Annotated in this window: 14 protein-coding genes; 11 read left to right on the forward strand and 3 right to left on the reverse strand. The window is 55.6% G+C overall.

The features are described 5' to 3' along the window. The first annotated feature begins 73 nt into the window (after nucleotides 1-73). The 4 genes from DBV39_RS01300 (at nucleotide 74) to DBV39_RS19340 (ending at nucleotide 7,731) form a co-directional block, all read left to right on the forward strand. Entirely contained in the window at nucleotides 74-3,430 is a 3,357-nt protein-coding gene (locus DBV39_RS01300) for a glycosyltransferase (RefSeq protein WP_159078719.1), read from the forward strand. 357 nt (nucleotides 3,431-3,787) lie between these two features. After that, nucleotides 3,788-5,863 carry a glycosyltransferase family 2 protein gene (locus tag DBV39_RS01305; protein ID WP_108620017.1) on the forward strand — a complete coding sequence of 692 codons (2,076 nt, stop codon included), beginning with the start codon at nucleotides 3,788-3,790 and terminating at the stop codon, nucleotides 5,861-5,863. A 299-nt stretch (nucleotides 5,864-6,162) separates the two neighbouring features. Continuing rightward, nucleotides 6,163-7,314: a capsule biosynthesis protein gene (locus tag DBV39_RS01310; protein ID WP_227870757.1), complete on the forward strand. Its 1,152-nt coding sequence runs from the start codon at nucleotides 6,163-6,165 to the stop codon at nucleotides 7,312-7,314. Between the two features lie 246 nt (nucleotides 7,315-7,560). Next, nucleotides 7,561-7,731 carry a hypothetical protein gene (locus DBV39_RS19340; protein WP_159078720.1) on the forward strand — a complete coding sequence of 57 codons (171 nt, stop codon included), beginning with the start codon at nucleotides 7,561-7,563 and terminating at the stop codon, nucleotides 7,729-7,731. A 238-nt stretch (nucleotides 7,732-7,969) separates the two neighbouring features. Here DBV39_RS19340 and DBV39_RS19345 read toward each other — a convergent pair whose 3' ends face one another. Next, nucleotides 7,970-8,260 (reverse strand): hypothetical protein, encoded by a 291-nt coding sequence (locus DBV39_RS19345; protein WP_159078721.1) that lies wholly within the window; start codon nucleotides 8,258-8,260, stop codon nucleotides 7,970-7,972. A 52-nt stretch (nucleotides 8,261-8,312) separates the two neighbouring features. Here DBV39_RS19345 and DBV39_RS01315 point away from each other — a divergent pair, with 52 nt between their 5' ends. The 3 genes from DBV39_RS01315 to DBV39_RS01325 all read left to right on the forward strand — a co-directional run bounded on the left by DBV39_RS01315 (nucleotide 8,313) and on the right by DBV39_RS01325 (nucleotide 13,186). Then, a complete protein-coding gene (locus tag DBV39_RS01315; RefSeq protein ID WP_108620019.1) occupies nucleotides 8,313-9,491 on the forward strand; it encodes a TAXI family TRAP transporter solute-binding subunit in 1,179 nt (392 codons plus the stop codon). A 480-nt stretch (nucleotides 9,492-9,971) separates the two neighbouring features. Further along, nucleotides 9,972-11,138 (forward strand): TAXI family TRAP transporter solute-binding subunit, encoded by a 1,167-nt coding sequence (locus DBV39_RS01320; protein ID WP_227870758.1) that lies wholly within the window; start codon nucleotides 9,972-9,974, stop codon nucleotides 11,136-11,138. Nucleotides 11,139-11,170: 32 nt separating this feature from the next. Further along, on the forward strand, nucleotides 11,171-13,186 hold the full coding sequence (locus DBV39_RS01325; RefSeq protein WP_108620020.1) for a TRAP transporter permease: 2,016 nt from the start codon (nucleotides 11,171-11,173) through the stop codon (nucleotides 13,184-13,186). A 418-nt stretch (nucleotides 13,187-13,604) separates the two neighbouring features. Here DBV39_RS01325 and DBV39_RS20515 read toward each other — a convergent pair whose 3' ends face one another. Together DBV39_RS20515 and DBV39_RS01335 are read right to left on the reverse strand one after the other, a co-directional pair. Further along, complete coding sequence (locus DBV39_RS20515; RefSeq protein WP_108620021.1) at nucleotides 13,605-13,793, reverse strand: EAL domain-containing protein; 189 nt, start codon at nucleotides 13,791-13,793, stop codon at nucleotides 13,605-13,607. A gap of 167 nt (nucleotides 13,794-13,960) precedes the next feature. After that, nucleotides 13,961-14,656 (reverse strand): nitroreductase, encoded by a 696-nt coding sequence (locus tag DBV39_RS01335; RefSeq protein ID WP_108620022.1) that lies wholly within the window; start codon nucleotides 14,654-14,656, stop codon nucleotides 13,961-13,963. 624 nt (nucleotides 14,657-15,280) lie between these two features. Between DBV39_RS01335 and DBV39_RS01345 the strand changes: the two genes are divergently transcribed. From DBV39_RS01345 to DBV39_RS01365, 4 genes are all read left to right on the forward strand, one after another. Further along, complete coding sequence (locus tag DBV39_RS01345) at nucleotides 15,281-15,871, forward strand: hypothetical protein (RefSeq protein WP_159078722.1); 591 nt, start codon at nucleotides 15,281-15,283, stop codon at nucleotides 15,869-15,871. Between the two features lie 93 nt (nucleotides 15,872-15,964). Beyond that, nucleotides 15,965-16,432 (forward strand): hypothetical protein, encoded by a 468-nt coding sequence (locus DBV39_RS01350; RefSeq protein WP_159078723.1) that lies wholly within the window; start codon nucleotides 15,965-15,967, stop codon nucleotides 16,430-16,432. A 397-nt stretch (nucleotides 16,433-16,829) separates the two neighbouring features. Beyond that, nucleotides 16,830-18,083 carry a hypothetical protein gene (locus DBV39_RS01360; protein WP_159078724.1) on the forward strand — a complete coding sequence of 418 codons (1,254 nt, stop codon included), beginning with the start codon at nucleotides 16,830-16,832 and terminating at the stop codon, nucleotides 18,081-18,083. Between the two features lie 44 nt (nucleotides 18,084-18,127). Continuing rightward, complete coding sequence (locus DBV39_RS01365) at nucleotides 18,128-21,652, forward strand: Ig-like domain-containing protein (protein ID WP_108620028.1); 3,525 nt, start codon at nucleotides 18,128-18,130, stop codon at nucleotides 21,650-21,652. Nucleotides 21,653-22,032 lie beyond the last annotated feature (380 nt).

The following is a 22,032-nucleotide window of genomic DNA, read 5'->3' on the forward strand; positions in this document are numbered from 1 at the left end:
TGTGACCGCGAGCTGATTCCGAATCAGGTAGGATTTCGTTAGGTGGTAATTTAGTAACAATGAAGTAATCACCATGAAGCCACTTTCCCGTATGTTCGGGGTCATTGTCATTTTTCGGTGTTCACAACTTGTGGGCCAATCTCACCCTCTTATGCAATCAATCTGGAAGTATCTAAAGCGAGTCCCGGGGTTTAGGGGTAAAGCGACTCCTCAGATTCCAAAGCCCGAACCCGGGTTCAACGGTAAGTGGTACCTGAATGAGTACCCTGACGTTGCTGCCGCCGGGATGGATCCTTGGGTGCATTACTGGCGTTTTGGTAAGACAGAGGGACGACTGCCCCAAGGTAATCGTGTACTGGTGTGGGATGAGCATTTATGGGCAGGCGCGCACGCAGTCATGGTTCCCCGATTACAAAGCCTGCTATCGGGATCTGAAGCAGAAGGGGTAACGCCACAGGAAAAATTGGCTGCCCGCTGGGCATTGGCTAGATGGTTCGCGTGGGAGTGCGACTGGAACGCCGTTCTCGATATGCTCCTTCCAGGAATCGCTCACTTCGATGAAAGTCTCGCTGGTGCAGGTCCATGGTTATTGTGTATTGAAGCACTATGCCGCCAAAGCCGGGTATGTGTAGCTCAGGATCCAGAGAACGTCGCTCACGCGCCATCAATGAGCGCCGCTATGTCACAGATGCTGTTCTCGGATGTTCTGAATGAGCTTAAACGGAGATATCCGGATCATGCCGACACAGCGTTGGCGATGGTCAACGCACAACCATGGATTGATCAAGACAGTCCACAAGCACGTCTTGGATTGCTCAATGAGATCTGGTTGAGTCGTGGCTTGTCAGCCGTGGGGTTGAAAGATCCCTATTCTTTAGTGGTTGACGGGCCAGAGGCATCAGAGATGTCGTCGCATCCCCCGAGTGATCTGCGTTTTCATATTGATAATCTGGTTGGCGTTCTGGCAAGTACGGTGCCCTTCGAGGGGCGTGACAGCAGAAAAGATCTGGTGAGCACGATTGCCGGGGTAGAGCGTGGGGCTTTGGACCGTCCTTTGGTCTCTGTCATCATTCCCCTTTACAACGCAGCGCGCACGATCGAAACCGCGGTCAGGAGTCTGTTCGAACAGACCTGGCGGCCGCTCGAGATCATCGTGGTTGATGATGGCAGCAAGGACGAAGGACCAGCCTGCGTGCAAGACATGATGTCGCGCTGTCCTTCAGGTGTCTCGTTGCGTCTCGTACAGTTGCCTGAGAATGTCGGGGCCTACGCTGCACGCAATGCTGGCATGACGCGGGCGAAGGGCGTTTTCTTGACGACCCATGACAGTGATGACTGGTCGCATCCAGACAAGATATCGCGACAGGTAGGTTCATTGGAGCAGAACCCTAATGCCAAGGCCTCCATGTCATGGTGGGTCAGGGCCACAGACGATCTACTGTTTCACCGGTGGCGACTGAATCATTATGGATGGACCTATCCCAACCTGTCTTCCTTGATGATTCGAAGCGAAGTGCTGGACGTCATCGGATTCTGGGATGAGGTCCGGGTCAATGGTGATAGCGAGTACTGGGAGCGTCTGCGGGCAGTCTGGGGGGATGACGCAGTTGTTTTTACCGATCCTCAGACCCCATTGAGTATCGGGCGGGCGGACGAGGGCTCTTTGAGCCAGCACCGTGAGACCCATCTGGTCAGCGAATTTAACGGTGTGCGTAAAGACTACATGCAAAGCGCCAGACGCTGGCATGCCCGGTTTAGAAAGCCCCAGACGCCAACGTCATCCGAGACGCCAACCGTCGGTCGAAGTGAGTTGTACCTCGCGTCAAGCCAGTCTGTGCGAGCCTTCCCGGCACCAGTGGCGATTTGCAAGAAGAAGTTACCCGTCCAGCACTCCGATCCGCTTGATGAGATCCAGTACTCTGGTCTCTTTGATGCAGGATGGTATCTGGAAACCTGCATGGATCTTCAGAGCCAGCGAATTGACCCGATCGAGCATTACTGGCGAAACGGTGTGGACCAGGGCCGTGACCCTGGTCCATGCTTTAGCACATCTGGCTATCTGGCAAAATATCCCGCCGTACTGCAGTCAGGTTTACACCCCCTGATAGACTATTTGCGGGAAGGGCGTGCTGCCGCAAGGGACCCTTGCCCCGTGCTGGAGGGCCGAGTCCATCACAAACCGGGCAGGCAGACGGTTCTGCTTGTCGGTCATATTGCGGGCCCACGTCTATACGGAGCAGAGAGAAGCTTGCTGGATGTTGCACGTGCAGTCAGGCAGCTGGGCTACAACCTTGTCGTCTGTTTGCCTGGCGCCGTGAACGTGGCATATTGCGATGCATTGCGGGCTGAGTCTGTCGCCCTCAAAATCATGCCGTATGGCTGGTGGCAGACGGGCAAGATGTCCTGTGCCATCACAGTCGAGCAGTTCCGCGTTCTTTTCAAGGAATTCAATGTCGATCTTGTTCACGTCAACACGCTTGTTCTGGATGAGCCACTGATCGCTGCTCGACAGGCCGGAGTTCCATGCCTGATCCACGTGAGAGAGTTGCCAGATCATGACAAGGATCTGTGTTGGACATTGAATGCAACACCACAGCAGTTGCTCCATCGAGTTCAGAGCCTTGCAGATCAAGTTGTTGCTAACTCCCTGTCAGTCGCACGCTGGATTTCGTCTCATGCATCTGAAGTGAGCGACGCAAGACAATCCCGGTCGTCTGATAATTGTGAAGTCGTGGTCGTACCTAACACGATTGCAATGAATAACTTGCTTGAACTGCCGTTGCTTGCGCCGCCATGGCCTGATTCAGCGCGAGCAGACGATCCGGCAAATCAGATAACTGCTCGGGATCAAGGCGGGGCGTCGTCGGGCTCCTCGTCGCGGCCGTTTGCAGTTGGAATGATCAGCAGCAATCTTCCGAAGAAAGGCCTGAATGACCTGGTGGATGTTGCCCGTCATCTTGAACAACTGTTGCCGAAGGCGAGGGTTCTGGTTGCAGGGCCGCGCACGCCAGAACTCCAGGATGTCCTGGTACGACAAGCATCAGGCGAAGTGCCGAGTAATCTGGTTTACGCGGGCTATGTCGAGTCGCCTGAGCAGGTGCTGCTAGAAATGGACGTACTTGTGAACTTGTCGCACTTTCAGGAGTCATTCGGGCGGACGGTGCTCGAGGCGATGGCGGCAGGTAGGCCAGTGGTCGCCTATGAGTGGGGTGCTATACCTGAGTTGATTGTTGACGGCGAAACGGGTTACCTCGTTCCTTTCAAAGATACTCAGGCGGTCGCAGAGAAGCTGGTCAGTCTTGCGCAATCCGATCGGATCCGGGTGGCGTTCGGGCAGGCGGCAAGAAAGCGCGCGATTGAGGGTTATCATCCGGATGTATTGGCCCAGCGACTGAAAAATGTTTACGAGTCAATGCTTGACCGTGTTTAAGTGCCATCAGGCAGTTTGTCACAGGTCTACGTGACCTTTTCAGGCGTGCATAGGTGGCGATATCAATGTCTGACCATAGGTGCTTTGATTTTCTGATGATCCGGATTTTGATTGTTTCGCGTCAATTCGGGTCGATTTGGGTCATTGTTCATCGTTCATTACCGTTTTCAGATCGAGAAAAAGTTTTTGCATGTGTGTCTCGCGACTATTCAATCGTAGGAAAGGATGTATCACGCCAGTGCAGGACCAACTGGTGCAACGCTTTTCAGGTCAGTTCCTGTTGATTGAATCAGCTATGTCGTATACGAGTGGATCCCGTAATGCCATGATGATCAACAAGCAGGACGGTTGGTCGTGATGGCGAGTTTGCCACTGAAATTTTCGGGTTCGATGTCTCGCTGGTTTCTGGTCGACGCAGTCGTTGACGGTCGTGATGATGATCTGATTCTATTTTTGCGGGTCGTCAGCCGTGATGGCGCTGAGTTTCGCCTGGGGCTACCCGTTACCCTGAAGGGCAGGGTGCGTGAAGTGATTCATGCCCCTTTTCGCCCAGTTGCTTTATTTCTTGAGCCTGCTCAAGAGGGGGCAAGTCCCACGCTTGTCAGGCACCGCGTTAGAGGCTTGTCAGCCGCGCGCGCCTATCTTCTGATGGGGTTGCGAGTCTGGCATTACTGGAAGCGGATGACTCCGTCTGACAGGCAACGCTTGAATTTGCGTTGGCCTGGCATGATGCTTCGACTGGAGCACAGCAATAACCTGGTCGGACGTCTGCGCTACCACTATCCCGATCTCGGCTATCAAGAGTGGATTGACCGCTGCGAAAGTGTCACGCCAGATAGTCTGGTCAGGTTGAGTCGAATGTCTCTGCCTGCTGATTTTGCGATCCATGTGGTAGTTGGCCAGAGTCGCGCCTCGTTGGGCATGGGCTCTGTAGATGCCAGAACCTGGTCAGAAAGTGATTTTGCTGTGCAGGTACAAATCACACAATCAAGCCTGCACCGAGTAACCGGGGGAGATCGTATTGCCTTGTCTTTTCTGGATGGCAATCAGCCTGATACCAACTCTTTTGATCAGCCGGGTTGTTCAGGGGGTGAGCAATGGATCTGTTTTTGTCAGCCTGGTATTCAGTTCGAACCCTGGATGCTGGCTTGGTTTGCGTATGATGCTTCGCTGTCCCGGTACAACCTGGTCTACAGCGATCATGACGTCATTGATGCGTCAGGTGTGCGCAGTCAGCCCTGTTTCAAACCGGACTGGTCGCCCGAGTTGGCGACGGTGACCGGATACATGGGGCAGGCATTCTGGATCAAGGCAGGTCTCTGGCGCAAACTATCGAGGGAGACTCAGTCAGGGTCTGCATACAGTATTTTTATGTCTGCAGCACGACTGACGACGACCGAGAAAGTCGGTCATATTCCTGCAATCCTCTGGCACGCCAGGAAAGAGTCAGGTGATGGGTACGCCCGACCTGGCGTTCAGGAGGTTCAGGAGCAGATCAGTCTCGGCGCTACTGCGGCATCGGTCACATCAGATTGTCGTGGGCATCTCAGGGTTCGATACAAGGTACCGGAGCCTGAGCCCATGGTTTCGATCATCATCCCCACCCGTAATCTGCTCAACATGCTGCAGCCCTGCGTGGAGAGCGTTCTGGCCAGGACAACCTGGCCAAACTACGAGGTCATTGTGGTGGACAACCAGAGTGACTGTGCCGACACACTGGCTTATATGCAGACACTGCGTACAAGAGACCGGGTTCGTGTACTGTCATACGATCACCCGTTTAATTTCGCCGCCATCCAGAACTATGCCGTCAAAGAGAGCAAAGGGGAGTTGATCTGCCTGCTGAACAATGATACTGAGGTCATCACCCCGGAGTGGCTTGACGAGATGGCAGGCAGATTGTCCCAGCCGGACGTCGGTATTGTGGGTGCGAGACTGTTGTATGGCGATGGCCGTCTGCAGCACGCAGGTGATGTGCTTGGTGCGGGCGGTTGTGCTTCGCATCTGCATGGTCCGATTGCCGGAGACGATCCGGGTTATATGAATCGCGCCGTTTTGCCGCAGGATTTGTCAGCGGTCACTGCTGCCTGCCTGCTAGTGCGCAAAAGCCTGTACGAGGAAATAGGCGGGTTTGACGCCGACAATCTCCCCGTTGCGTTCAATGATGTCGATTTCTGCTTGCGAGTGCGTCAGGCAGGATACAGAGTCGTCTACACGCCCTATGCCGAACTCTTTCATTACGAGTCGGTTTCCCGCGGGTCGGATAATAACCCGGAGAAACAGGCCAGAGCACTCAGGGAAGCCCAGTACATGCGACGCACATGGCCTGAGGTGATTGCCAATGACCCCTTCTACAACCCGAACCTCAATCAAGGTCGAGCGGACCTGCGCCTTGGACGCGTGCGTAATGTGTTGCCGCCGTGGGAGCGTTGAGTCAGGGAACGCGCTCATTGCCTTTTTGCTAACGGCCGGTCAGGACTGGATGGATCGTGAGCGTGCCGGAATGCAGTGTCTGGTGCACGAGCGAGATGGGCCAGCGGCACGGGCGTAGGCAGGGTTTCAGTTATGGCAGGTATCTACGATATACTCCCCCCGTAACTAATCTTTACCACCTCGCACGTCAACCTCACTGCCAATTGTCCCAGCCAGCGCGCCGATTTCTGTTTCTGCAAGGGGTCAGTACACCCTTTTTCCCCCGTCTCGCTGATGCACTCGCTGCTCAGGGGCACGGCGTGTTCCGTATCAATTTCAATATGGGAGATCTGGCCAACTGGGGAGGGCGGGCGTCAGTTTCATTCCGGCAGAAGCCAGATGAACTGGACGAATTCATGCGTTCAGTCTACGAACGCTACGACATCACCGATCAGATTCTTTTTGGGGACCGGCGAGCGGTTCACCGACCGGCCATCGTTACTGCGCCGTCATATGGCATTACCACGCATGTATTTGAAGAAGGCTACTTCCGGCCCTACTGGGTAACGCTTGAGCGCGGTGGGGTCAACCGACACTCTGGGCTTCCCAAGAATCCGGAGTGGTATCGCGAGATTGGCCCGCTTTTGCCGACCTCAGGCAAGTCCTCCTCGTTTGACAACCCATTCTGGAAGCGTGCCACCTATGATGTGCTGTATCACGGGGCCGGCATGCTCAATCCGATCGTTTATCCAGGGTACCGTACACACGCTCCCGTGACGGCTCCAGTCGAGTACGGCGGGTTTTTGTGGCGCCAGGCACGACAGAGCCGTTATCAGAGGACTGATCGGGAAAGTTTAAGACGCGTGCTTCGATCGGACGACCCCTTCTTCTTTTTGCCGTTGCAGCTCAACAGCGATAGCCAGATCCGGGATCACTCGGATTTTGATGGGATGAAGGATGTGTTGCGCTATGTGATGGAGTCGTTTGCCCGTCATGCGCCCGCGCAAAGTAACCTGCTGATCAAGAACCATCCACTTGATATCGGTTTGATCAACTACCGCAAGATGGTTGATCAGTTTTCTGACGAGCTGGGTATCCAGCGGCGAGCGGTATATGTTGATACAGGTGCCTTAAATCCCATTCTCAAACGAACAGCAGGGGTTGTCACCGTCAATAGCACCACGGGAGTTGCCGCACTGGAGCATGGCAGTCCGGTGATCACGCTTAGCGACCCGATCTATTCGATGCCGGGGCTGACCGCGCAACATGGACTCGATGCGTTCTGGCAGCAGCCAGATCGTCCGGATGCTTACCTTTTCAAGTGCTTCCGCGACACCGTTATCCACACTACTCAACTCAATGGCGGTTTCTACAGTCGCGAGGGGATCGAGAAGGTGATCCATAATGGCTTGCCCCGATTGATCTCGGATGAGTCTGCGCTGGAACAGCTGTTTCAGATTGTTACCCCCTGAACACCTGGTCATCAGATTCGGTTTCTCAGCGGTATCATTCTCTGATCAGCCAACCAGGATCTCGCGCAAAGACAGCAATCCGGCTCGAACGTATCTACTGGTCTGTTCACGTAGACACCATTCAGTGGTCACAAGTAGCAAACAGGCTGGATGCTGGCACGAGCGGTTGGGCAGCAGGCGTTTCATTGTCAGCGGCATCGAGCGAACAGCAAACCGGTTATCAACCAATTCAGGAGAAGGGCATCGATGGGAGATCTGACCAGAATTTTGCAGATCTTTTTGTTTCACCTGACCCGACGGATCGTCAACCGGATGCCGTTCTGGGTGGTGATTGTCCTGGCCGTGCTTATCATTGCACTCTTGCTATCCATGCCGTTTCTTACCAAATTTCTGGGTGCCGAAGGCTGGATCAAGTAGGTTTGTCCCGGTCTCTCCTGGTCAGTACCCGGATCTCGTAAATGCATCGTCGCACGGTGGATCTGGTAGATCTGTCTCAGGCTGGCATCTGCCCTGGCCTTTCAGGGAGCGCCCAGGTCGCCATTCAAGCCACTATTCAAGCCACCCACTCAAGTCACCCACTCAAGTCACCCACTCAAATCACCCACTCAAATCACCCACTCAAATCACCCATTCAAGCTGCCTTTCAAGCTGCCTCTCAAGCCGGGACCTCAGCCGAGCCCAGGTCGTGATTGCTCAACGTGAATCCGGCGATTGTCAAGGAATACGTCCTTGCTGCGGGCGCGAGGGTATGAACGGGGTGTGTCAGGACATCCTGTTCGATAGTCTCACGTTGATGCTGATCTCCTTGCCTGACGAGCAGGGACAACGGGTTTGGGTGACTGTGCTCACGGGCGGTCTTGCGGGGTTGATTGAAGTGACCCGTTCTCGCAAGACATCCGGCAACCGCTAAAAAAGTCTGGACATCCGTTGTTCCGATGGTCAGCATGACGATCACTCTTAGTACACACATAATGGAGAACATGGTTATGAGGGGATATATGAATCGCACAGGACTCGCCACGTGTCTGGCAGCCGCATTGACGGCAGGTAGCCTGGCCTATGCGCCCGGTGCCGCAGCACAGGACAACACGGTCGGTCTGCCATCGACGCTGGCCTGGAGTGCGTATGACGTCGGATCCGCTGGCTACAACCAGGCCGTTGCGATCGGAAATGCATTCAAGCAGAAGTACGGTGTCAACCTGCGCATCTTGCCAGGCAAGAACGACATCTCCCGCAATCTTCCCCTGCGTGAAGGCAAGGTCGAGTTCTCGGCCAATGGTGTGGGCGGCAGCTACATGGCCCAGGAAGGCATTTACGAGTTCGGTGCCAAACAGTGGGGCCCACAGCCCGTCCGTGCACTGATGCTCAACGTGGTCGATCTGGCATTGACCGCTGTCGTGGCAGGTGACATCGGTGTCAAGACACCAGCGGACCTCAAAGGCAAGCGTGCAGCCTGGATTATTGGTGCACCGGCACTGAACCAGAACCTGTCCGCCATCCTTGCATTCGCAGGCTTGGGTTGGGATGACGTTCAGAAAGTCGAGTTCGGCGGTTACGGCTCCGCGCTTGATGGTGTGATCAATGGGCAGGCCGACATGGTATTTGCATCATCGATTGCCGGCAAGTCCTACGCACTGGCTAAATCGCCACGCGGCATTGTCTATCCGGACATGGATCCGGCAGATAAAGAAGGCTGGGCTCGCGTCCAGGCCATCGGCCCGTTCTTCTATCCCATCAAGGCAGGTGAGGGTGCGGACTTGAGCAAGACCAATACCGTTAACTCCTCGGCCTACCCGTACCCGATTCTCATGACCTACGCCGACCAGAAAACAGATCTGGTCAAGAAAGTCATGACCGCCATGATCGACACCTTTGACATGTACAAAGACGCGGCGCCGGGCAACACCGGCTGGAACCTGGACGTGCAGAAGTTTGACTGGGTTGTTCCGTTCCATGAGGGAGCGATCGAAGTTCTCAAGGAGAAAGGTGTCTGGACGGATGCGCATCAAGCGAATAATGACCAGCTTCTCAAGCGTCAGCAAGTTCTGGCAGACGCCTGGAAGGATGTCATGTCCCGCCAGCATGCTGACGACAAGACATTCCAGGACGACTGGATGAAGACACGTGCCAAGGCGCTGTCGGACGCCGGCATGGATGCGGTGGTCCAAAGCTGGTAACTGCTGAGCAACTTGCTTGTTTGCTTGAGCTTGCCTGACGCCGGCACAGATCGTTAGGGGTTTGTGCCGGCGTCAGTTGCCGAATCCGAACAGCATCTGCGCTGTGTGACGGGGGGGCGTGAATGTGATCGGATCTTGCCATCTGCGCGACCCAAAAACTGCCCCAGTTTGCGCAACCATTAAGCATATCGATTGAACGGGCAACGGAACTGACAGGAATCTCATTAAATTTTTTGATGCGGTTCTACATGGTGGAATGCTGTAATTTGTAAGAATAACTATATAAATCAAATATATTTGAAGGTGTCTCACGATTGCTAAGATATGTTTCATGGGGTAAACCAGAGACGTGAAGATGTTATGTTTTCGATACACTTTGGCGGTCAAATTGAGTGTGACCGTAATTCGGTCACCCTAAGTGGCTCAGAGAAGCATTCCGTCAGGAACAAGCTTCTGAATTTTTTGACCGAGGAGACATTGATGAAATTAAGATTAAAGGTACTAGGACTTGCTGTTGCTGGTACGTTGTTCGCACCGCTGGCCAGCGCGCAGGATAACTCGCTGGGACTGCCGTCGACGCTGGCCTGGAGTGCGTACGACGTGGGTTCCGGGGGCTATAACCAGGCCGTCGCCATCGGCAATGCATTCAAACAGAAGTACGGCATCAACCTGCGTATCCTGCCGGGCAAGAATGACGTCTCGCGTACATTGCCACTGCGTGAAGGCAAGGTTGCCTTCTCCGCCAACGGCGTGGGCGGCAGCTACATGGCCCAGGAAGGTTTCTATGACTTCGGACAGTCCCAGTGGGGTCCCCAGCCCGTTCGAGGCCTGTTGCTGAACAACTCCGACCAGGTGCTGACAGTGGTGGCCGCAGGTGACATTGGCGTCAAGACGCCAGCTGACCTCAAGGGCAAGCGCGTGGCCTGGGTGATTGGTTCTCCATCGCTGAATCAGAACATCACCGCCATTCTGGCGTTCTCCAACCTGACCTGGGACGACGTGGAGAAGGTCGATTTTGGGGGGTTCGGTGCGGCCATGGATGGCGTGGCAGCCGGTCAGGCTGACGCGGCATTCACCTCGTCGATTTCAGGTAAAGCGTATGCACTGGCCAAATCACCACGTGGCATCGTTTACCCGGAACTCAACCCGGATGACAAGGAAGGCTGGAAGCGTTTGCAGGCAATTGCCCCGTTTTTCTTCCCTGCACGTGGTACTGAAGGTGCTGATCTGAGCAAAGAGCATCCTGCGATCTCTGCTGCTTATCCCTATCCTGTGCTGATGACGTATGAAGAGCAGGAGAAGGAGCTGGTCAAGAAAGTCATGTACGCCATGGCTGACACATTTGAAACCTATAAAGATGCTGCGCCTGGCAACATTGGCTGGGGACTGGATCGTCAGAAACTGAGCTGGGTCATGCCTTATCATGATGGTGCCATCGAGTTCTTCAAAGAGAAGAACATGTGGACCGACGAGCACCAGGCCAACAACGACATGCTGATCAAGCGTCAGCAAATCCTTGCCGACACCTGGAAAGAGGTCAAAGGCCGTGAACATGCCAATGAAGAGGCCTTTCAGAAGGACTGGATGAAATCCCGTGCTGAAGCCTTGACCAAGGCTGGCATGGACCCGGTCATGACCTCCTGGTAAGTAGTATCCCTGTAACCCTGTAGTGAGTCACGATGAGTCAGAACACCAGTCAAGAAGCTCAGAAAGAGCCGATATCCGCTCCGGCGGCCGCAGCAGAAGAGCAGGCCCGACTCAGAACCCTGACCGGGTTCTGGAAGTTTGTCGTGGTCGTGATGGGCGCCTCGTCCTTGTTCCTGGCGCTCAATCAGTTGCTCAACTGGGGCTTTTTCATCGGGGTCACACTCCTTGATACTGCGTACCTGTACGTACTGGGTGCGCTGCTCATCGGACTGGTTTTTATCTATGTTCCAGCGACGGCCAAGGCATCCCGAACCCGGGTGCCTTGGTACGACGCTGTCCTTTTTCTGCTGACCACAGCGGTTTTTGCCTACTTTGCGTTCAATGCCCATCGCATCATCATGGAGGCCTGGGAGTTCATGGCACCCCAGTCGGCCATCGCGGTTTCAGCCGTGGGTTGGCTCATGCTGCTTGAGGCCACTCGCCGCGCAGGCGGAACAGCCGTGTTCGTGGTGGTTGGTCTGTTCTCGTTGTATCCAGTCTTCGCAGAAGTCATGCCAGGTCCCATCTCGGGACTGAGCCAGGACATCTACACGACTCTTGCCTATCACTTCACCAGCAGCGAAAGTGTGCTCGGCATTCCGATGCGTGCCTTCGGTGAGCTTGTGATCGGTTTTGTGATGTTCGGCGCGGTGTTGCAGTACACCGGTGCCTCGGAATTTTTCAATAACGTCGCGTTCGCATTGTTTGGCAAGGTGCGTGGAGGCCCAGCCAAAGTGTCGATTTTTGCCAGTGGCCTGATGGGGTCGGTCTCGGGCAGTGTGGTGTCCAACGTTCTCACCACTGGTGTTGTGACGATCCCGGCCATGAAGCGAACCGGGTTTTCTGCCAAGTATGCAGGCGGTGTAGAAGCCTGTGCATCGACTGGCGGCGTGCTGATGCCGCCCATCATGGGTGCCACGGCGTTTGTGATGGCTGCCTTTCTGGGTATGCCATATGGCCAGATCGCACTGGCCGCTGCGATCCCGTCGATTCTTTTCTATTTTGCACTGTTCATGCAGATCGACGGCTATGCTGCCCGTCACAACCTGAAAGGGTTGCCTGCGCATGAGTTGCCTGCTCTGAAGAAGACATTTGCAGAAGGCTGGCAGTACATCCTGGTGTTTGTGGTGCTGGTCTGGCTGTTGCTGGTCGAGCAGATCGAGTCGCTTGCGCCGTTCTATGCCACCGCACTGCTGCTGGTCATCAACCAGTTTAGCCCCAAGTACCGTTTGAACTGGTCCAAGCTGATGAACCTGATTTCAGGGGTGACGGCGTCCCTCGCTGAACTCGCAGCACTGCTGGCCGGTGTGGGTCTCATCATCGGCGCCATGTCGGTGACCGGTCTGGCCGGAACGCTTGCCAACGACTTGATCTATCTGGCTGGCAACAACGTGTACGTGCTGCTGGTCATGGGTGCCATCACCAGCTTCATCTTCGGCATGGGCATGACCATCACTGCGTGCTATATCTTCCTGGCGATCGTGCTGGCACCTCCGCTCATCGCATCGGGTTTCAATCCGCTGGCCGTGCACTTGTTCATGATGTACTGGGGCATGGTGTCCTTCATCACGCCACCGGTTTCACTGGCATCCTTTGTGGCAGCCGGTGTTGCGGGCGCCAGGCCCGTCGAGGTAGGCGTGCAGTCCATGCGACTTGGTAGTGCCATGTACTTCGTGCCGTTCTTCTTTGTGCTCAACCCTGCCCTGATTCTGCAAGGCGAGATGTCGGATGTGATCGTCGTGGTGATCACGGCGATTATCGGTATCGGGCTCATTGCATCTGCGCTCGAAGGGTACATGCTGAAGATCGGCTCCATGCACCGTGGTGCCCTGGGATTCATTGCCCGCCTGGTGCTGTTTGCTGGCGGTGTGATGATGGCTATCCCGGGTGGGGGTGATTTGGGCCTGAGTCACCTGCAGTTGACGTTTGGCGGCGTCGTGCTTGCCATCGCTGCAGCGCTCCTGACCAAACTGGCGCAGAAGGTCTCGCCGCTGCCAACTGCCGCATGAGAGTGAACCTGGTCTGGGAAGATTTCAGCGAGTCCACTGGGCCAGCGTCTGGTCTGGAGTCAGAGCCAGACTAACGGACTCGCTGGCATCCTCTGTCAATTAAAGCAGCAAAGCCCCGGCTTCATACAAAGCGGGGCTTTGCTGCTTTCTGTGACGGGCAAAGTACGGGGGGTATGGAGTCTATACGGGCTATGCAGACAGGTCGGTACGAGATGCCGCTAACGGTTGCTGCCAGGTATCTTGCCAGGTGCAGTCGAACTGCTGGTTGTCGTTGATGGATTTTGTTGAGACAGGTGCATCGTTCCTGCATGTTGAACCACCCCGACAATCGAGCGCAAGCTCAGCCGGTCTGGATCGACCCGACAGGTACTGTCCCTCGTTGGTTGGTCTGTACTGATTGATCTGTATTCCGGTGGTGTCAGGTGTTCCTCTGGCGATCTCTGAGCAGGCGCTCGAACGCAACTGCGGCAACTGCGGCAACTGCGGCAACTGCGGCAACTGCGGGCATCGGTCTGGAAAAGAAACAGCCTTGACCGTAGTCGCAACCCATCTCTTTAGGCCGGTCACGCCGTTGCGCCGTCTCGATCCCTTCGGCGATGGTCTTGATACGAGTTGATCGTTACGTGGCCCTTGGAGAAGCCTCTCCGTCATCATGGCTGGATCACTGACAGGATCGTCGAAGGGATCGTCGATGATAGGGCGGCAGACAGCAGGCAGGAGCCTGCTGGTTCTGCTGGTTCAACCAATGAGGTTGACGTGCACGATCTAGTCACCTTAACTGATGAACTGCGCAAAGCCACTGACTGGCTCACGTTCGCTGACCAGCGAGTTTTCGATTTTGCTGTGATCTGCATAACCGAGTGCCAGACAGCACAGAACGATCTCATCGTCAGGAATGCCGCAATGCTTGCGCAGGATTTTGTGATAACGGTTCAGGGCTGCCTGTGGACACGAGTCGATGCCACGCGCCTGGGCGGCGATCATGACTGACTGATAGAAGCACCCGAAATCCAGCCATGATCCGGTACGCATGATCTTGTCCATGGTGAAGACCATGGCAACCGGCGCATCAAAGAATTTGAAGTTTCTGGCGTGCTGGCGTTTCATACCATCCTTGTCTTCGCGACCCAGGCCCAGCAGCTTGTATAGATCGAGCCCGACCTTGCGACGACGATCCTGGTAGGGTGACTTCCATTCGACTGGATAGTACGGGTACTCCTCGACATGTTGCTTGTCCAGTTCAGGATCCATGAAGGTTTTTACCAGTTCCTCGGACATGGTCTTGAGCGGATCGCCACTGACAACATACACTTTCCAGGGCTGGGCGTTTGATCCTGACGGTGCGCGTGCGGCCACCTCCAGAATGTTCTCCAGATCCTCCCGGGCAATCGGGGTGGGGTGAAACGCTCTCATGGAGTGACGTGCCTGGATGACCTCGTCTACGGTGCGCTGGGTCTCATTCTTGATCATGAACTTTTCTTCCTCCTTGTCTCGTCTGGCAGGTTGCATGGTTGTCCACTATACCCAAGCGCAGGGTCAGCTTCACGCAAACCGGATCGAGCGCCTTGCGTTTCGCGTCCTTTAGCCGCAGGCGACCCGATTGGGCTGAGTGCGGATGCACACCAACGGCATCCTTGGGATTCATCGGATTCATCGGGTGTCTTCCGCTGCTCAGGATCCTGTCGAATGACTTCCAGCCGAGCACCACCGACCGCAAGATGCCGCAAAATAGCTGCGACTCCTGAGCACATTTTTGCCTCTTTCTCAAGCTCGGGGAACTGTTTGCGAAACAGGCGGCTTGAAACACTTCTGAGACTATTCACCAGTTTTGATAGTTTGATACTGGGCGCAAAGTAGACCCGCAAACGTACGCGTTTCAAGACGGAAAAGCTGGCCAGGCGGCGCCTGAGCTGTGAAGCTCTGATCCATGTCAATTATCCCGGAATGATAGAGTTCCCGAGAGCGGTTCACCTGTCTACGATGAAATGACAGGCCTATCGCGGGCGTAATCTATCGCGGACGTAACAGCCATCGCTGTGTTCAATGTTGCGCAACCTCAGTAGGCAACCAGAAGTCACGCTAAGGGATGAACCCATGAATTCTCGTCGCGCATTTTCTCGCTCTTTCGCCATGGCAGGTATGTCGCTTGCGCTCCCGGTGCTCCTGACAGGCTGTTTCACGACACTCTCGCTGCAAGAAGAACCACCCCTGACTGTGCGCACTGGCGAGGCACCGGAGGTTGCGTTTGTCATGTACTCGGATGATCCTGCGATCACCCAGTTCGCAAGTCATAAACTCGAAACCTGCCTGATTCAAAGGAACGTTTTCTCATTTGTGCCCGAAGCGAAAGTCCAGGCCGCCGTGGCTGCAAGTGGTGCACAGCCTGATGCGGCGTTCGGGATGCAGCCTGCGATGTATGCAAGCATCGCAGGCAAGACTGATAGCGAGTACGTCCTGCATGGCGTTTTGCGCATTGTGAAGGCACTCAAGTTCACAGGCTGGCGGCAGGATGTCTACTCCATGTTCTATCTGCACAATGCCAAAGGAGATTACGTGGATGGCTGGCGTTCGGATACCATAGGAACGTTTGCGGATCCGCAAAGCGAGCTAGATCCTTACGCCATGGTCACCTCTGTGATCAATCACACCTGTGCGAAGATTGCAGGGGCTAATACCTTCCAGTGATGCCTTTGTGCGAGCGCTGGATCGATTCGCTCATTGCCCGGTTCCATCTTTGCATCTTTCCAGTTTTCTTTTCTCATTTTGCAGGACGAGGTCTTGAGTAAGCGCATCGATCTGAACCACCTGACACGAGAGTCAGGCAACAGGATTGCAGTGGTCATGGTGGCCGCGCAGGGCATGGATGATCCGGTTGCTGAGTTGGTCAGACGAATGGAACCAGCAGACCATCGCTCGGTTTACGTGGTGGCTCCGGATCTGTCGGAGAACACCAAGTCTGACGCACAGGCTCCTGTTGCCGAGATGTCTGCGGAACTGCGATTTCACAGGCTTTCGACCGATGAACTCTCCGTCGCACAGGGCTGTCTTTGCTGCAGTTTCAGGTCCGAGCTCAATGTGTTTCTGGGGCAGCTTTTCATGTCACTCCTGGCGCGCAGAGAGCCTGTGGTCAAGGCCGTGTTCGTTGTCACAAGCTCACCGGACCCGGCATTGCTGGAACAATCCCTCATACATGCACCGTTTCTCGCGCAGCGTTATGTCTACAGCGGGATGCTGGATCTCGCATAGCCCCGCAAGCCAGGTCACACCGCGGCTCCGCACTTGGCAAGCAATGGGCCCGCCCCGGGCAGACGTGTGACTGCCTGCCGCATGCACGCTTTACCTTGTCAAAGTACCCCGTTCATTTAAACGGGGCATCGAGCGTTCAGAAAGGCTATACAAAGGGTCTGGATCTTCCAGGTAACGGTACACGAGACGGTACACGAGACCGTACACGAGACCATCAGCAAACCATGTCAGGCAATGCTGATCACTGGCAGGGCTGAATTGTTTCAGTTGATGTCGTGATCGCCGTGGCAACGGTTCAGGCTGCGACATGTCAGCTGGCAACAGACCGATGACTGCGAACCCTCCATCTCTGTGCCGGTACCAGGATTTTGAGATTGCGTTTTGATAAGGACCCTGAATGAACATAAGAATCCGCTCGAGCTCAGATTGCAAGCCGCATGGTCAATGGACTGTGGTCTGTCCGAACAGTGTGTCGAGGACGCGCACCGACACAGGCACCAATGGTCGGGCTGAGGCTTGCGGCCTCCCCGGATATTCCGGAAATTTGCGTCGCTTCGGCTATCTCAAGCGCGTCCTGGCCGCAGGTGCCGCGGCACTAGGTCTGTCGGGGTTGCTGTCTGCGAGTGTGCTGGCCCAGACAGGTGAAATCTCGGGCAGTCTGGGTGGTCAGTCGTTTCAATACAACTTGTCCGGTGAGCCCATGGGCTTTCCCGGGGCCATGATGGATTTTGCGTCTGATGGTGCAACGGCCGAGCTTGATGTCATCATGTTCGGGCTTGAGCCCGAAGGCAAGGAAGTCAAGGGTGCGATGGTCTTCGTGGCGGTCGAGACAGAAGGCGACTATCAGCTCGAGGATCTGCAGGCAGATATGCCATTTTCAGTGATGATCATGCTGGCGGACAAATGGGTCGCGGACGAGGCTGATCCGCGTACCGCCTGGATTGCCGAGAGCGACGAAGCGTCGTCCGTATCCATCGATCGCCTTGATTTGACTGAAGAGGGTGGTTCGATTGCAGGTCGCCTTGTTTCTGACAAGTTTTGTCTGCATGATTCGGCAAATGGGAAGGACGAGCCGGTTCTTAAAAATGGCGAGCCCGTTTGCCAGTCGGGCGAGGTTGCGTTTCAAGTCGATATCGGGGATGCACAAGCCATGGCAGCCCAGCCAGGCCCTGACCGGAATGTGGAGGTGGATGTACTGGGGCAGCTCGAAGGCACTGTCGGGGATAACCATTATCAGTGGATGACCATTCTGCCCAAAGGATCTGATCAAGGGAGCGCCACGTTCTCTGAAATCAGTGGAAAGCCCGCGGGTATCAGCTTGCAGGGCTACTCTCCTGAAGCCGGGAACTTCCTTTCTCAGGATGTCATGAGCATCTCGATTCTCAGCAAACACATCGACGGGTTCCGGTTGAACGAACCGATGGACGCAGATGTCACGTTTATGGTGGATGGCAGCAAGCTCATCTATTCGGGACAGGACGGTGAGGGAGGAGCCCAGGCTATTGTACGAGACTTCAAGATCGACGGGGATCTCGCAACGGTCACGCTAGAGGTCAGCGGCCGGCTCTGCCGGGTGGAACAGTTCAAACTGATTGCCGATGACTGTCTGCCATTTGCCGTCAGTGGACAGTCCGAGCTGATGCTTGAATAACAGTAGTGAATGGTTCCAGTGAGTTGATTCAATGAGTGGCTTCAATGATGCGAGTCAGTAAATTCTTTCTGGGAAGCTGTCTGTCCTTGTGCGCAACACTCGGTCTGCCCGGGTTGTCGCAGGTGCCGGGTCTGTCTGCTATGCCAGGCGTGTCTGACATCCTGGGTGTTCTGGATCGATCCGCCCATGCCCAGCAGCGTCAGACCTTCACCTTCACCCGGCCAGGCAAGCCAGGAAATGGTGACCCTGAAACAGGCACGCCGGGTAACAAGCCAGACAGTTCGACAGACACCTCGGTCGACCCGGATCAGTCGAGTGATCAGGCCGAACCGCTGTCCAATGTATCCAGTAGCCGGATTTTGCGCGATGTGGCCTGGTTTCTGCGTGCCGATGGCGACTGGGGCGTCGACATGCAAGGATATGGTCAGGCCCGGGTGACTGGGTCCGGCTCGGACGCAGGCAAGCTCATTCGAGTGACTCTGGAACAGGATCAGGGTGGACCACCGATCCGGTTCTTTGTGATGACCAGTGGGTCCGAGCTGGATCATGTTTATTTCACGCAGACAGGCGATCAGCCAGTCAGTGCAGCGGGAATTCATTCGCCTGGTACCAACTATCTTTCTGCAGCCGGTCGTGAGACTGACTCGTTGCGAGGCAACGACAACCCAGGCAGCCTGGCCAACCACGACGGGATCGTGCGGGTGGATCAGCGTGACGAGGGTTTGCTGATCAACTTCTCTGCGACGGCTGTCTTTTGTGAAACCATTCGCGAAGGTCCCCGCCTGTCATTGCCACCTTGCGGGGGTAAGTATTACATCACCTCGCGACCCGGTCGCACCGGACCGGTGAAAGGGTGCATTGTTGCGGTGGAGCAGCTTCGCGCCAACCCGGATGCATGTCTGGAGCCATTCCAGATTGACCGAGTCACGCCTGTCGAAGATCGCGAGAATGTGAACTTCAAGGATCCTGGACTCGAAGTCGTGTTTAGCGACCGGATCAAAGCGTCGACACTGGACGACGCGTTTGATCTCTTCACGTACTCTGCGGATGGCACAGAACTGAACATTGAAGGAGACTGGCAACAGAACGGACCCACAACCTACCGGTTTGTGCCCGAAGAGCAGCTTTACTCCGGGACGACCTACATTGCCCGTGTTGAGGGTGGACGCGACGGAGTCGAATCCCGGGAGGGTGCCTGGCTCGAAGAACCCTATGAATGGCGGTTTTCCAGCCTGCTGGATCTGGACGCGCAGGGGCCAGACGACGATGTGCCAGTACGACTGCATAACTACCAGGTCATCCGGGATGGCAAGCTCACAGTCGACAAACCCACATTGACCCGGGCGTATGTTACCTGGAAGCCGCACGAGGAGGTTGCACGAGACATGCAGCCAGAGAGTTTCAGGTTGCAGTTCAAACCATCAGAACGCTACGGACGCTGGGTCGGTCAGCGAGATGCTTTGCCTGTGTCAGATGCCGTGCGTGTCTGGCGCTACGATGATCCGGAACAGTTCAACGATGAGGATCGCAGGCACGCTCAGCAAACGGTCAATTTTTTTGGCTGGAAACCTCGCGGTAGCGGAACACAGACATTCACCGTTCGCGCACACGATCCATGGCCCAGCAGTGCCGAAACGATTGAGCACAAGGCCGAGAATGAATACGATGTCTGGCAGCATGATCCAGGTGATCTCGATATCTACTACACCTATGCCCTCGTGGGGGAGTGGGGGTCAGACGTTCCGGTCGACGTGCAGTCGCATCTGTTGCGTTCACTGTTCCTGGCCGAGGACTACGTTGCTCAGTATCTGCCTTATCGGGGTGCCAGTGCCCAGTTCATCGGCAACCCGCCTTCGTTTGTGGACTTTCTGATCAGTATGTTCAGAGACCCCGCGACCTTCGCGGCATGGGTGACCTTTGGGCAGTTCGAACGGTTGAGTAATGACGGCGGATCAGGTCTGGCTGGTCACTTTGCAACGGCGATCCATCCCGTCACGGTTGCCGCAAGAATTCAGCATGAACTCGCGCATGGACAATTGGGAAGTCCGGCCAGTAACGCTTCCCAGATTCTGCTCGGCGCCTACATGCGCTACATACAGGACATCCTGTCTGACCGGATATCGAGAGACGACATGCTGGTGATGTTCATACCCTCTCGCTATCTCCCTGATGATACGCTCGGTCGAGGCATCTCGGATGCCGACAATCCGCTTTATCACGGGATGATGCTGGAATTCCGGGTACGTAGCGTGGTGATGCGGATTGATACCGGCTTTTCCGCTGATGCGCTGGGGGTTGGGCTGGTCCACGAGTTCGGACACACCTTTGGTCTGTCACATAACCCGGGTAACGCAAGCACACTTTCCTCCTATGTCCCTCACAGCCATGAGTCGATTGAGGGTTTCAAGATCGCCAAAGATGGCCTGGATGGCTGGAACAAGTCGACCACTGACGGCAACGCCCAGTCTGATGACCTGGCATCACTGATGTGGCCCCTGGTGCTGGATTCGACCGCCTCCCTGATCACCGAGTCGGAGTACCAGCACGTCCAGTCCGAGATCGAGAAGCCATTTCAGGGGCGCTCCTGGATCAATGACCTGAAGCAGCTCTGGCCTCAGGGATACAGGTTTTTTGACGAAACATACAACGAACCCTATGCGCGATGGGCGTTGAACTCGGTCAGGTCGAATGTCGCTTCCAGGATGGCGCAGATCCCGGGTGATGCGCTTGCCCGACAGCAGACACTCTCGGATGCTGACCCGGTGGTGAACGGTGTGTCAATTCCAGGGGGTGTGACGGCTCGGACTGAGTCGTTGCTGCTGTCCGGTGCGATATTTGGCGAGGCGGGGATCGCGATGCTGTATCCACCCGTCAGGGGTTTGTACGCTCACCCGGAACCAGGTCACGTCCTATCAGAGGAAATGCACACAGAAAGCTCCCCACCCTTGTCTCACACGTCAGGGAACGTCGACGTCTCTTCGCAGGATGCCGGCGATGCGAAGCCTGATCTACAGCACTGGGTCGAGTTGCGTACCGAAGAGGGGGGTGTCCGACTGTCGATGCCCTTGCTCGTCGCAGACGAGGTGGTTCGACCATCCGGCGGGAACCAGCATGAGTGGGTGATGCCGGCCATGCCAGAGTCATGGCGGTACTTCCGTCAGGTGTTGCCTGTCAGTCTTTTTGAGGGGGGAGATGTGCGTTCACTGGTGATCGGGCAGGGTGAGCGCGAGATCGCCTCCTACCCCGTTCCCGGTGATGCGCTGAATCCGCCCGAAGTGAGTTTGGCTGGTGATGTTCTGAGCTGGAAGCGTGCCGGGGACGATCTGCGATACCAGGTTGCGTATCGACTTGCTGACAAGGCGCCGCACTGGACTCAGGAGCAACCCTGGCAAACCGTAGCCCTGCAACAGTCGGGTGCAAGCTTTGATCTGCGAGAGCTTGACCGCAGGCTCGATTCACCCGGCACCGAATCTGCCGAGTTCGGCGTCCAGGTCAGGGTCTCAGCGACTGACGGTTTTCGGTACGCTGATACGGTCGTCGAAATCCCCCTGAACTACTTGATGGTTTGAACGTGAGATCTGGCGAGGGAGCTGGCAAATGAGTTGGCAAATGAGTTGGCAGGAAACGCTGCTCGCGCGAGCGACCGGGTTGTACGGTTGTATGGAGGAAAATAACTGATCTGCGGATTTGCCGGCTGAACTGGTATGTCAGCCATGTGGCGGGATCCCCTACGAGGGGATCATCGGGGCGGGCGCCGAGTCCGAATAGATTGACTGCAATGGCTATGCAGGGTACGGAATGTACGCAACAGGATGCGTGAGCACGTTGGCTGGATTTCTCGGTGAGGATTCGCCTGACTCGCTTGACGCAGTTCGCTCAATGTGAGGTGAGGTGAGGGGAGCGGTCGAGCGGATTGCGCGTTGAGCTTGAGTGAATGTGTAGGATCTGG

It is taken from the genome of Orrella marina, assembly GCF_003058465.1.
Lineage (GTDB): Bacteria > Pseudomonadota > Gammaproteobacteria > Burkholderiales > Burkholderiaceae_B > Algicoccus > Algicoccus marinus.

Coding starts and splice junctions, on each gene's coding strand:
- DBV39_RS01300 (WP_159078719.1), top strand. CDS start 74: ATGAAGCCACTTTCCCGTATGTTCGGGGTCATTGTCATTTTTCGGTGT.
- DBV39_RS01305 (WP_108620017.1), top strand. CDS start 3,788: ATGGCGAGTTTGCCACTGAAATTTTCGGGTTCGATGTCTCGCTGGTTT.
- DBV39_RS19340 (WP_159078720.1), top strand. CDS start 7,561: ATGGGAGATCTGACCAGAATTTTGCAGATCTTTTTGTTTCACCTGACC.
- DBV39_RS19345 (WP_159078721.1), bottom strand. CDS start 8,260: ATGCTGACCATCGGAACAACGGATGTCCAGACTTTTTTAGCGGTTGCC.
- DBV39_RS01315 (WP_108620019.1), top strand. CDS start 8,313: ATGAATCGCACAGGACTCGCCACGTGTCTGGCAGCCGCATTGACGGCA.
- DBV39_RS01320 (WP_227870758.1), top strand. CDS start 9,972: ATGAAATTAAGATTAAAGGTACTAGGACTTGCTGTTGCTGGTACGTTG.
- DBV39_RS01325 (WP_108620020.1), top strand. CDS start 11,171: ATGAGTCAGAACACCAGTCAAGAAGCTCAGAAAGAGCCGATATCCGCT.
- DBV39_RS01335 (WP_108620022.1), bottom strand. CDS start 14,656: ATGATCAAGAATGAGACCCAGCGCACCGTAGACGAGGTCATCCAGGCA.
- DBV39_RS01345 (WP_159078722.1), top strand. CDS start 15,281: ATGAATTCTCGTCGCGCATTTTCTCGCTCTTTCGCCATGGCAGGTATG.
- DBV39_RS01360 (WP_159078724.1), top strand. CDS start 16,830: ATGAACATAAGAATCCGCTCGAGCTCAGATTGCAAGCCGCATGGTCAA.
- DBV39_RS01365 (WP_108620028.1), top strand. CDS start 18,128: ATGATGCGAGTCAGTAAATTCTTTCTGGGAAGCTGTCTGTCCTTGTGC.